Genomic DNA, 12,676 nt, shown 5'->3' with positions numbered 1-12,676 from the left:
TTAACTGCCATTGGCAAATCAAGTAATTCATTACTATTGGATCGTGCAACTAACCTTGCTCTATGCTGTCTTTGGGTGAAACGAACCTTAAACTAACCTGACAATATGAGGCCATTGACCCTGGTACTGAGTATATGCTTGTTTTCTTGTTCTAACGGACAAACACAACCACAGGATAAGCTGAGGCAACCGGTTCCCGGACTACCTTTTGCGTCCCTGGAAGATGCAGGCTTTGACAAAGACTCCATTGAAAACCTTTTAAAGTACATAAATGACACCCCTCCAAATGATTTTAGGGGGCTGGTTGTTATAAAAAACAACCGGATAGTCATCGAAGAATACTTTAATACTTTTTGGAGGAATTCCATTCATGATATCAGGTCAGCAGGAAAAAGTGTAACGGCTTTACTCCTGGGGATAGCCCTGAAAGATGGGCTGGTGCAGAACCTGGATCAGGATGTTTATTCATTTTTTCCTGGAAAAAGGTATCCGTCTCTTAAAGAGCATTACAAGCTAATTAAACTTCAACACTTACTGGATATGTCTTCAGGGCTGGATGCGGATTCGGACAGGCCCCAGACTACGGGCCACGCTGTGAATTGGATTGCAAGAGACCATTGGAAGGACTACCTTCTTAACGTTCCTTTAACCTCTAAACCAGGAAAAAAGTGGGTCTACGCAGATATCAATCCGCTCCTGATCTCTGCTGTAATCGAAGAGACTTCAGGAATGAGCCTTAAAGATTATGCCCGGGAAAAACTGTTTGGCCCTTTAGAGATCAAGCAGTTTTATTGGTATACGAATGCTGCAGATCAGACCGGGGCTGCCGGTAATTTGTATCTGTCAACATTGGACTTTGCTAAACTTGGAGTACTGGTCGTAAACGAGGGAAAATGGAAGGGCACACAAATTATTGATCCGGATTATATCAAGAAATTATCGGATGCAACCCATGACCTTTCCGAGGACAACCCTTACGCAGACGCTTACGGCATGTTGTGGTATAAATCCCGAAGGACTTTTGGAGGGAAAAATACGGACTACCTGTTTGCGTCCGGAAACGGGGGTAATCATCTGATCGTCATTCCCAAAGAAGAAATGGTCATTGCATTAACATCCAGCGCATACGGACAAAGATATGCGCACCGGAGATCGTATAACATTATGAGTAAAATTCTAGCCTCACTAAAATAAATGCCTGCTAACCTTATGTGAGTGAATCCCAAAACCAATAGCCTGACCTTCACAGGTTCATTCACTCAAAACCATTGGCTGACAAGCTACTTGCAAAGGGCAATGGATCCATATATTTTTAACGAAATTAATACACGGCAGTCTGCTGATTTTAGCTTGGCGTTGGCCAAAAGCAAAACCGCAGAGACATGGAAGGTGATAATATAGAATATGACAGAATTTTGGGAATCAAGCTTTAGAGATAAACAGGTCATGTGGGGATTAGAACCCGCTGATTCTGCCGTGACTGCGTTAGAATTATTTAAAAAACATGTAGCCGTTACACTGTCCCCTCAAGGAGATGTCCGTCTTTAAGTTTTTCTTGTAGAAATTAAACCTCTGCCCTGTAGAATCTATCAGCCTAAGAATTGAAACACGAGTAAAGAGAGTATGCTTCTAATAGTAGGTATTTTCACGCGCGTGATTTTCTCTACTTTGGTGGGGCTCTTGAAAGTTCATCGCTACTAATAAACTTAACCAACGGCCTGAAAACGTCATTCATACATTATCTCACATGAAAATGAGGCTCGTTAATAGTCTTTTTAAAGACGACTACGCCATGTACAGCAATAGGGTCGGTCATTAGGAATACAGAATCCGCTGTTTCAAACTCCTCACAAACGTTGTCATAATCTGCAATTTCTTTTCCTAAATACAGTGCATCGGAATTAAGAAATAACCTGGCCCAGTTAATGGCAAATTCTAATCTGTCCGTTACACCCAGGTCAGTGCGTAAACCGTTATGGTCTATTTCAAAAAGTTCGAATACAGTCACTCATTTAATATACAATATAAGACTCTGTTATTCAATGAATTAAAATAAAAAGATGTCTGCTTTTAAATTGTCCTTTCTAATAGTCCATAATTGACTTTAATATATCCTAAATCAAATTCTGATTTTTTTATTGACCGGATGAAGGTTGGAAACTCCGGTTATATCTGCTATACTGCTAGTTATTATTGCGATACCATCTTTCAAGGTTCCTTCTTTGTCCGGCTACATCATGCAGGTTTAATACTGATAAATAATGGAATAGAATTGTTGACGTTATTTCTTTAATAGTAGTTGATTACCTCACTTTTGCCCTTCGGACAATCCTATTGAATAGTGAGGGTAAGAACCGTTTCAGAAGCACTCCGTATTTTTCACGGCCTCCGATATTCACTTCTTCTTTATTGGATATAATGGCCCTGATCATCTTCCTTGCAAATACTTCGGCAGGCATACCATTGGCCTGTGCCTTATCTATCTCATTGAGCTTTTCACCCTTTTCGGTAAGGGCATTGACGGAGATATTGGTATGTATAAAGCCAGGGCATATCATGGTTATTTTGATATTATCTTTATAAACTTCAGCCCTTAGTGAATCAAAGAACCCATGTAGTGCATGTTTGGAAGCTGAATAACCCGACCGGTAAGGTGTTCCGAACTTTCCTACCAGGCTGGAAACTACGGCAATCTGACCACCGCCGTTTTCTTTGAAATGGGGTAACAGGTATTTGGTTAATCCGATGGTACCGAAGTAATTCACTTCCATCAGTATTCGGTCCACTTCTATATCTGTTTCCATAGCCAGTGATCGCTGACTGATGCCTCCATTATTGATGAGTATATCTACTTTGCCAAAATAGTTAATGGCAGCCGTGGTAGCAGTTTTAAATGTGCCATGCTCCGCCAGGTTTAATGGCAATATCTTGATTTGTTCACAGGTCAAGACAGGACAGTTCGCTTTGACACGCTCCAGTTCGGAGTTTCTGCGGGCGGAGATAATAAGATAAGCCCCTTTTCTGATCAGCTCATATACCAGCGCTTCACCAATACCCGAGGAGGCGCCTGTAATCCATATTATTTTTCCATCAACTTTCATGTTAGAAGAGATTGAGCGACCTTATGACCAGTAGTCTTTTCGGCTTTAATTAACCTCAATATACGATAAAAGCAATAGATCCTACGTCCTTCAGCCGCTGAAAGGCAATCTGGTGCAGGTTGTGTGCCGGATATCCGCAGTTGGATGGTTCATATCCGCATCAGAGCCTCAATAAAACTCATATTCTCACCCTTTTCTTTGATGATCAGCAGGGGAATACTACGGTCCATGTAGGTTAATTTTTCTGCCAGGCTTCCAATCAGCATTACTGCGGCGGATGTACGTCCACGAGAACCTATAAGGATGAGGTTAATCCCAGCCGAGGTACTATGCTGATATAAAAACCTGGAGGGGTCACCATCATCATTTAGCATGAAATGACATGGAGTATCTTCTTTTAGCTGGTATTTCTTCAAAAAGTCCTTATAATCATTGCTGGCATGTTTTTCCATAATGGCGGCAAATTCCTGGTGACTTCTCCCGGTAGTATGGTATCCCGAGGGCACTTTGTATACGTTTATACAAGATACCTTTGCTTGGGTGTTTTCCGCAATGCGTTCAGCATAGGCCAGTGCCAGTGCCGAGTGCTCGGAAAAGTCTGAAGGCACCAGGATATTGTCAATCACTTCAGGCGGATCTTCAGGGATCAGTAGCAGAGAGCAGGGAGACTTTCTGGCAATACGGCTTGAAGCAATACCGGAACCTTTCAGACTTATTTTCCTGCCCATGAGAATAAGGTCAATCTCTTTGATGACCGTAAGGCGCAGAATTTTATCTATAGGATTGCCTTCCTTTACCTCTATGATCACCTCCGTATCCGGGACATTGGCAAAATATCGATTGATCTTTTTTTGTAGATCTCCCTTTATACTTTCATCTAAAGGGGCCAGCAGATCAGGGTATTCTTTGAGCACTTTTTCAGGTAGTTCCAGCGATTGTTCCACATGTACAAAAAACATTTTTTCGATGGACATTACCTGGCAGATCATGGCCGCATAGCGTATTACATGATCATCCATGACGGTCAAATCCAGACCTGCCAGCGCTCTTTTAAAACGAGTGTCTTTTAAGTGTTGCAGATCCATAGTTGTGTAGTTTAAGTTTAGAGTATTCCTCTGATTAAAAACAAAGCTGCAAAAGCTATGATAGCATATAATTCCGGAAATACAGCAAGAATTAATGTACGTCCGAAAACATCATTACCAGCACCAATGCTGTCTATTCCGTTAGCACAGACCTTACCCTGGTAGAGCCCTGAAAAAAGCCCTGCCAGTCCCAGTGCCAGTCCTCCTCCCAAAATACCTGCTCCCTGTAGTAATGTCATTTCAGCGCTGATAAGGTCCTGGAGAATGAAAAAGCCTGCAAATCCGTACAATCCCTGTGTGCCTGGCAAGGCACTGAGTACAATGTAGGAGCCAAAGGCGTCAGGATTTTTTTTCAGGGCCCCAACGGTGGTCATAGCACCTACTGCTGTGCCCATAGCGCTTCCACATCCTGGTAGTCCTACAAGCAGGCCTACGCCTATGAATGCAAGAGTTAATGGCAATACATCAATTTCCATAGTGTTTTTCGTTTTATTCGGTTTTACTGTTTAATTTTTGAAAGGGTCTATATTCAATACCTCCTCCTTCGAACTGGGCATTATTATAAAATTCCACAAAAGTCAGACGTAACGGGTGTACAAATGCTCCCAATATGGCCAAAGCAAGGTTAAGTGAATGTCCAAAAAGCAGGAATACTATTCCAAGAAGCACTCCCCACCAACCACTGTCCATGATCTGCATACCAATCTGGTTAACCACCAGGCCTAATACAGAGGAAGCCACTCCAAGGGCAAATAACCTGACATAGGAGAGTACATCTCCTAAAAGGCCTGTGAATATAAAAAACAAGGGTAGTAATCCGCTACCCATACGTTTAAATAAAGATATACTCAGATCGTGTGAGATCAATACTAAAGCTATGCCGGTAAACAGGACTACTTTAGCTATGGATACATAGGGTAGGAAGATCGCAACATTTTGCATATTCGCCAGGAACAATAACAGGGACGCAGAGATGATCAATAACTTCCCTAACTGGGGTAATGCAGCTATATAGGATTGGTATATTATCTTATTAATAATAGAGGAAATTACACCAATAAAGATCTGTACCACACCGATCATCAGAGCAACATTGAATGCATTAAATGCATAATTCTGATCATCAGGAATGTAAACAAACTGAGATAAGAAACTGAATGCCGGAAGTGTGTCGCTACCGGTAAGAGGTAAGCCGAAGATGCTCCCGGACTTTACAATACCCATTAACGTGGTTAATCCACCTAGCAGACATCCTAATAAGGCCAGGTGTCGTGATTTGCGCAGAAAGGTGAACCATGCGGTCAGGGATAGCCCTAACACGACCAGACCATATCCGGCATCACCCAGGCAATAAGCGAAAAAGATGGGATAGAAGACCGCAATCAACGGCGTGAGATCCAACTCATAGTAGTTAGGCAGCTGAAATATCCTTGTAATGGGCTCGAAAAGACGAGCGTACCCTGTATTTTTCAATTTCACAGGTACTTTATCACCCGGGCCGGGAAACGACACCGAAAATGTAGCTCCCTGATCATTCAGGCCTTCCAGTATTTTATCTTCCAGTATTTCAGGGTACCAGCCCTTCAAATGGAAGATCTTACCTTCTGCATATCCATCATAACTGCCTATGGTCAGTTCATAATCCAGTTGATTGTCGATATGCTCCAGCTCCTGTTTTAAGGTTTCGATATATAGACTATAAGACCTTAACTTTTCAGTGATCTCAATGTTTTCTCCCATAAGACGGGCCAGTTCACTGTCGATTTCAGCAAGCGTGTTTTCAGGTAATAGTACTTTTTCAAATGGAAGTGTTTTGCTATGGTTATATTGCAGGTGGACAAAATATATTATTCCTCCTTCAATACGGATAGTCTCACAGATACTGTCGTCAATAGCATAACGTTCAAAATCTTTACTTCTGGCCTGGTAGAAAGTGAACTGCACGCCGTATTCTTCCAACTGCGCCAGCCGCTTTCGGTCAAATTCTCCCCAGGGCTTTAGCTTAGTCTGTTCCTTTTGTAGCTTTTCAATGTGCTGAAGGTTTGTATCGAAGTTTTTTCTTGCATCAGCGATGGCTTCCAGAATGTGTGCGGTGGTCTGCTTTTCGGGTTTTAAGTTTGCGTTGACCGTATCGTCGTTTTGAAAATCCTTTACAGTTTGTAATGCTTTAGATACCCTGGAATGTTGCTCCTGAAGCTCCTTGATATTCTGACTATGGGCTTTTTCATTGAGTTCAACATGGATCACGCCTAGCTCCTGGAGTAATGAAGTGACCTGTTCCTTCTCCTTATAGAACGTGAGTACCGATATTTTCTTCATTTTTTCTTTCATGCCGGTACCTGTTTTCGTTCGTTTCTTTTCTTTACAATTTTCTGGGCCGCTTTGGAGATGTTGTCTTTGTCCTCCAGAAAGCGTTTGATTTTGATGGTAGCGTCTTCAAATGCGGGTATTTGCACTTTTTCGTAAAGGTTTACTTTCTGGGTGGTCTTTTTACGGGCTGAGTGTAGTATGTCTATCTGCTGGCGGGCAATGTCCGTTTCTATTTCCAGTCTTATGATCCGTTCCAATACTTTTATTCCGGCCGGTATCCACCCGGGCAGGTTGAACCTGCTCATATTCCGCAGGGTAAAATTCACCTGCTTAACGTATGGTACTTTTACACCAACTACATTTTTTTGAAGCATGTTCAGGGGTTCCATGACCAGGATATCGGGAAACTCAGCCCAAAATGTCTTAAATTGGTGATGCTCCGCCTCTGCATCTTCTATCTCTTTTTCCAGTGACTTTAATGTACGTTGCAATAGTTGAACCTCATGACGTAGCGCAGTTTCCTTACTTTTCAGAATGGGCAGCGCTTTTTCCCGGATACTCAACTGTCGTTTGAGGTCCTGGAGTGCATTTTTATTGTATTGAAATTTGAGCGCCATTTTATCGGGTTTAAGGCAATCGGTTAAAGCATGATCGGGTTATGCATCATATTTTGTCGGTTTAGACTTCTTCAGCTGCTAACTGGCTATCTTCACTTTTTTTCCAGTAGGTATTTATTAAGGCTTCTTTGATATTCAATTCATATTTTTCAAAAAACTTCTGCATTAATTCCCAACCAATGTCCAGCATTTCGTCAATGGAAATGTTGATGTCAATGGCTAATAACCTTTCTGAATATTCCAGGGCAAAATGCAGGCAGCGTTCATCATACTCATTGAGATCGAATCCATTTTCCTGCTTCGTTTTGGCCTCTTTGGCATCCGCGTAAAGTCTCACCAGTGTATTCATTACCTGGGGGTGATCTTCACGTGTTTTTTTCCCGATCACATTTTGCTTCAGGCGGGAAAGGCTTCTGAAGGGGTCAATGATCACTTTACCGATGTCTGTGTCCTGCTTAAGGAAAAGCTGTCCCTCTGTAATGTAGCCTGTATTATCAGGAATGGCGTGGGTAATATCACCTTCATTCAGCGTAGTGACAGCCATGATGGTGATAGAACCTCCATGGGCGAATTGTACTGCTTTTTCGTAGGTTTTTGCCAGGTCACTGTAAAGAGAGCCTGGCATAGCATCCTTTGAAGGGATCTGATCCATTTTATTCGCTACTATTGCTAATGCATCCGCATAAAGGGTCATGTCAGTGAGTAACACCAGAACCTTCATTTGCTTATCGTTAGCAAAGTATTCTGCGGCGGTACATGCCATTTCCGGTATGAGTAATCTTTCAAGAGGTGGATTTTCCGAAGTATTTATAAAGCATACGATCTTATCCAGCACACCGGCCTGGGTGAAGGTGTTTTTGAAATAAAGGTAGTCATCGTTAGACAACCCCATACCGCCGAGGATGATTTTATCTGCTTCAGCACGCATAGCCACTTCAGCCAGTAAATTGTTGTATGGCTGTCCAGGGTCAGCAAAGAATGGAATCTTTTGTCCTGTTACCAGGGTGTTATTCAGGTCAATGCCTGCAATACCCGTAGCCAGGAGCGCCGAAGGCTTGGACCTTTGGATAGGGTTAACGGCCGGCCCGCCGATAGCGCGTGCTTCGCCCTCTATCTCAGGACCTTCATCCATAGGATCGCCATAAGCGTTGAGGAACCTGCCGGAAAGCAATTCACCTACTTTCAGTTGAGGGGGGTGACCTGAAAATACTACTTCAGCATTCGTGCTGATCCCTTCCGTTCCGGGGAATACCTGAAGGGTCACCAAGTCTCCTACCACCTTTATGGCCTGGGCGGGTCTGCCATCTACCCAGGCCAGTTCTTCGTAGGTAACACCTTCTGCTTTGAGCACACAGGTAGCCCTTGTAATGGCTGATAATTCAGTGTATATTCTTTGAAATGCTTTCGTCTTCATAGTTAGGTCATACTAGGTGCTATAGCGGTTTTTTCGTTCATCAGCTCTGTTAAAGCCGTTTCATATTTATTAAACTCTTCTGAATTCCATGGTGAATAATTCATTTGTTTGATCTGATTGATCAATTGTTTGAAATAATTACCTACCTGCTGGAAGTCATCAAAAAGCATATCGACGTCACAGATATCCATTACCTTATTGATCATATACTTTTGACGTTCCAGGGGAGTATTCATGTCCACTGTGTCAAAGGAATCTTGTTGTATGATGGTGAAGTCAATGAGCTCACTACGCCAGAAGTCCATGTGATAGCTGATCGGAACAGCATCGTCTCCCAGTATATTGATCTGATCCCGTGCTTCCAGTCCTTTGCGCATAATGTCTTTTGTCTTTTTGATCAGGTCCACCCACCCTTCCTGGATAGAGGCGTCGGTATGTTCCCTGAATTCCTGGTAATCCAGGTATTTGGAATAAGAGGCCATAGAGTCAATGGCCGGGTAGCGTTTGGCGTCTGCCCTTTTTTGAGAAAGTGCGTAAAAACACTGTGCTACTTTACTGGTGGATTCTGTGACCGGTTCTTTGAAGTTACCACCAGCAGGTGAGATGGTACCAATGAAAGTGACTGAACCGAATTGACGGTTATTCAATTCTATGCATCCCGCGCGGCTGTAAAAATTTGCAATGGTGGCGGGTAGCTCCACCGGGAACGCATCCTGTCCCGGTAATTCTTCCAGCCGGTTGGACATTTCACGAAGCGCCTGGGCCCATCGTGAGGTGGAATCAGCCAACATCAGTACTTTCAGCCCCATGTTCCGGTAATATTCTGCCAATGTCATACCCACATACACAGAGGCTTCACGGGCCGCTACCGGCATATTGGATGTATTACAAATGATAGTCGTCCTTTCCTGTAGTTTTCTTCCGGTACGTGGATCTGTTAGCTCGGGGAATTCGGTAAAGATCTCCACCACCTCATTTGCCCTTTCTCCACAGGCTACAATAATAATAATGTCAGCTTCTGCATTTTTTGCGATGGCCTGTTGTAGTACCGTCTTTCCTGTGCCAAATGGCCCGGGAATGTAGCCGGTGCCCCCCTCAGTGATGGGGTTGAACGTATCTATTACCCGTAATCCTGTCTGCAGGATATCATAAGGCCTGATTTTTTGGTTGTAGCTTTTGATGGCCTGTTTTACCGGCCATTTTTGGGTCATGGTCACTGCGACTTCCTGTCCGTCTTCGGATACAAGAGTGGCCATTTTATCATGTATTTTGTATTCTCCGGTTTCGGTAATTGATTTTACCGTATACTGCCCCTCAAAGACAAAAGGTACCATGATCTTATGGTCCACCCAATTCTCCTTTACACTACCTAGCCAGTCACCGGCACGTACTTTGTCTCCGGGAGTGGCTAGAGGTGAAAAGTGATACAATACATCTTTATCCAGCGGCTCCGTGATATCTCCTGTGTTGATAAAGGTGCCTTCCATTTTCTCCAGGTCGTTTTGAAGTCCATCATAATTCTTGGAAAGTATGCCGGGACCGAGCTCTACCTCTAACATATGACCGGTAAAAACTACTTCGCAGCCTATTTTGACGCTGCGGGTAGATTCGAATACCTGGGCAAAGGCCTCATTACCATTTACCCTGATCACCTCCGCCCGTAGCTGAACATCTTTGTTCATGATCATGCATATCTCGTTTTGCCCGACAGGCCCGTCTACGTCTATAGTGACGAGGTTGGATACGATACTGGTTATGGTACCTTTGGTCATACTTTTTCAGTTTTCAGTTTGGTGGATGATGAGCGGATTTTGCGTGTAAGACGTTGGAAATGGTCTTGCGTTTTTTGTTTTTCAAGCCAATTCCACCGTTTTACCATCAGTAATTTTAGGGTGTACCCAAATACATGTTGCCGGCTAAAAAAGTCATAACTGGCATGGTCCAGGTAATCCCATTTAATGGTATCGATCATTTTTTCAATACGTACAGGATCTCTTGAGATCAAGGCCTCTTTCAGAGGTTCAATAAAAGGATAAGTCCTGGTGAGCAGAGATGCTCCCACACCTTCACGGGAAAGCTTTTCCGATATGCTGCTGTCTTCTATGCGCTCCTGGTCCGGATAAGACTCATATATGCTGCGATTCACTCCACTGACGATGCTTTTTAACTCCCTTTCGAAAGCGAAATACTCTTGAATAAAGTGGTCATTTGTTGCCGATATCATTTCATAAAAGCGGGCATAAAGTTGATTTTCTATTTCAGCCATACTCATTTCTGAAAAGCGTTCCTGGTATGCCGCCAGGAAATCAGCGATATGATCCGGGAGATTATAAGGATGTTGCGCATAGTCTGCCATTGTTTCTTCATCTATGGAAGAGGGGTGGATAAATGGAGGTAAGGGCATCTCGTGGTACTGATGAAATACCAGTGCTAACAAATTTCTATGGTCGTAAGGAAAAAAAAGATGTCTGAAAAGTTTTTCATCTTCTTTTTCAAGGTTCCTGGCTATGGTCTCAATGGCTTCTTCAAAGTCGATAGGTGTCGTTGTTTGTTCCAGTGAAAGGTCAGGAAGTGTAGCGATCAGATAGTAGTAGTTCATGGTTGCTCAGTGAATAAAAACGTGCGGGTTTTTTCCTTGAGATAGCCGCTGAACAACTCAATAAAATCATCTTCGCTGAAGGTTATATCATAGGTGTCTGATTGGCGTGATATTCTAAAACCATTCGCTATTTGCTTGTTGAAACTAATGGTGATGCCATCGATTTGTTCTACAATATTCTTTTCAAAAGCTTTATCTACTTTTCCACGCAGCTTTTCCGGTAAGATCAACTCCAGTTCTTCATCCGATTTCCAATAGCTGACTATTTCTAAAATGAGAGATTGCAGGAAAGCCTGATCTGAAAAAGAAGCCTGAACATTGCTATCGATCACCTTAAGTCTAAGTAATCGGACAATCTCACTTTTTAGATCGCTTATGAGTTGCTTGCCTTTAAGCCTGATCTCACTTTCGGCACTTTTTGTTTCTACTAAGGATGCTTTCTTAGCTGAGGCTATCATTCGCTCAGCCTCAAGTCTGGCTTCATGAATAATTTTTTGCTTTTGGCTTTCAGCCTCTCGTAAGATTTCATCCGCCTTCAGGTTTGCTTTTTCAACACCCTCATGGTAGATCTTATCGGTAAGCTGGTCAAGGTTTGAAAGTTCTTGGGACATTGTGGAATATTGTTTTATATCTATCTTATTACCAGTAGGGGAATGGTACTGTGAAACACCATTTTTTGAGTCAGACTTTCATGAAAGAGTTCCGCAATAAAGTTATAGGTGTGCGGTACTATGCATAATAGTCCAATATTATGTTGGTTACAATATGTCATAAGACCTTCCTCTACGTCGTCGTGATAGGAGTAACTGAAGGAATAGGGTATGTCATGTAGTTCATCGATCATCTGCTCTTTTACCTGTTGTCTTTCAGCATCAATGAATCGCTCTTTCAAATTAACTGTAATGATCGCCAGGTTGGCCTTGAGAAGCTCAGAAGTGTTTACCAGGCTGTTAAGCGTTCTTGTAGGACCTTTGCGGCTATAGTCATAAGCAAGTCCGATCGTCTTAATATTGTGTAAGGAAGCTTTATTTGGGATCACGATAACAGGTACATCTACTTTTTGTATTATGGAAGCTGTCTTGCTGCCCCATAATTCACCAAAACCTCTGGCACCTTTAGTAACCATAATGAGCATATCAATGTTGCCCTCATTCACAATTTCTATTATCCGATCGACCGATATGCCTAACTCTTTTTTGAATGAGTAACTTATTTCACTTAATGCAGGGTGATTCTTTTTTAAAGCCTCAAACTCGAGCTCGACGTCCTTTTCTTTGTCTTTCAGTGATTTAAACCGCTCTCCATTCACCGGACGATGATATACATGCAAGACCTCCAGGTGCGCTTTAGCTTGCTTAGCAAAGTAAATCGCTTCTTTCAGTGCAAGGTTTGCTCCCTGGGAAAAATCAGTGGGGAATAGTATTGTGTTGATTTTCATTTTAGTAGCTTATCCTGTTAAACAAATAACAATTATCCTGTTAATATAGTAATACTACTCTCGAGTGTAAACGACCATAGTACACCGTATATTGGCGTCTTATATAATTTAA

The 12,676-nt window shown here is 42.6% G+C and carries 12 protein-coding genes; 1 reads left to right on the top strand and 11 read right to left on the bottom strand.

Features of this window, described 5'->3' with window-relative positions; all coding sequences use genetic code 11:
* The first annotated feature begins 105 nt into the window (after window positions 1-105).
* Complete coding sequence (locus FNH22_RS06445; protein WP_143397518.1) at window positions 106-1,194, top strand: serine hydrolase; 1,089 nt, start codon at window positions 106-108, stop codon at window positions 1,192-1,194.
* Between the two features lie 544 nt (window positions 1,195-1,738).
* Here the strand turns inward: FNH22_RS06445 and FNH22_RS06435 are convergent.
* The 11 genes from FNH22_RS06435 to FNH22_RS06385 all read right to left on the bottom strand — a co-directional run bounded on the left by FNH22_RS06435 (window position 1,739) and on the right by FNH22_RS06385 (window position 12,564).
* Window positions 1,739-2,008 (bottom strand): hypothetical protein, encoded by a 270-nt coding sequence (locus FNH22_RS06435; RefSeq protein WP_143397517.1) that lies wholly within the window; start codon window positions 2,006-2,008, stop codon window positions 1,739-1,741.
* Window positions 2,009-2,303: 295 nt separating this feature from the next.
* A complete protein-coding gene (locus FNH22_RS06430) occupies window positions 2,304-3,101 on the bottom strand; it encodes an SDR family oxidoreductase (protein ID WP_143397516.1) in 798 nt (265 codons plus the stop codon).
* A gap of 149 nt (window positions 3,102-3,250) precedes the next feature.
* A complete protein-coding gene (locus FNH22_RS06425; protein ID WP_143397515.1) occupies window positions 3,251-4,186 on the bottom strand; it encodes a universal stress protein in 936 nt (311 codons plus the stop codon).
* A gap of 17 nt (window positions 4,187-4,203) precedes the next feature.
* On the bottom strand, window positions 4,204-4,662 hold the full coding sequence (locus FNH22_RS06420) for an ATPase (protein WP_143397514.1): 459 nt from the start codon (window positions 4,660-4,662) through the stop codon (window positions 4,204-4,206).
* 13 nt (window positions 4,663-4,675) lie between these two features.
* Window positions 4,676-6,517 carry a V-type ATP synthase subunit I gene (locus FNH22_RS06415; protein WP_143397513.1) on the bottom strand — a complete coding sequence of 614 codons (1,842 nt, stop codon included), beginning with the start codon at window positions 6,515-6,517 and terminating at the stop codon, window positions 4,676-4,678.
* A complete protein-coding gene (locus FNH22_RS06410; protein WP_143397512.1) occupies window positions 6,514-7,113 on the bottom strand; it encodes a V-type ATP synthase subunit D in 600 nt (199 codons plus the stop codon). Before FNH22_RS06410 ends, FNH22_RS06415 begins: the two co-directional genes overlap by 4 nt.
* A gap of 61 nt (window positions 7,114-7,174) precedes the next feature.
* A complete protein-coding gene (locus FNH22_RS06405) occupies window positions 7,175-8,527 on the bottom strand; it encodes a V-type ATP synthase subunit B (RefSeq protein WP_143397511.1) in 1,353 nt (450 codons plus the stop codon).
* A 2-nt stretch (window positions 8,528-8,529) separates the two neighbouring features.
* On the bottom strand, window positions 8,530-10,299 hold the full coding sequence (locus FNH22_RS06400; protein WP_143397510.1) for a V-type ATP synthase subunit A: 1,770 nt from the start codon (window positions 10,297-10,299) through the stop codon (window positions 8,530-8,532).
* On the bottom strand, window positions 10,296-11,126 hold the full coding sequence (locus FNH22_RS06395; protein WP_143397509.1) for a DUF2764 family protein: 831 nt from the start codon (window positions 11,124-11,126) through the stop codon (window positions 10,296-10,298). Before FNH22_RS06395 ends, FNH22_RS06400 begins: the two co-directional genes overlap by 4 nt.
* A complete protein-coding gene (locus FNH22_RS06390) occupies window positions 11,123-11,737 on the bottom strand; it encodes a V-type ATP synthase subunit E (RefSeq protein ID WP_143397508.1) in 615 nt (204 codons plus the stop codon). Before FNH22_RS06390 ends, FNH22_RS06395 begins: the two co-directional genes overlap by 4 nt.
* 20 nt (window positions 11,738-11,757) lie before the next feature.
* Complete coding sequence (locus FNH22_RS06385) at window positions 11,758-12,564, bottom strand: universal stress protein (protein WP_143397507.1); 807 nt, start codon at window positions 12,562-12,564, stop codon at window positions 11,758-11,760.
* Window positions 12,565-12,676 lie beyond the last annotated feature (112 nt).

The sequence above is a fragment of the Fulvivirga sp. M361 genome (assembly GCF_007097395.1).
In the GTDB taxonomy this organism is placed as follows: domain Bacteria; phylum Bacteroidota; class Bacteroidia; order Cytophagales; family Cyclobacteriaceae; genus Fulvivirga.
The sequence above is the reverse complement of the archived record's forward strand: the minus strand, read 5'-3'. Positions and strand labels throughout refer to the sequence as shown.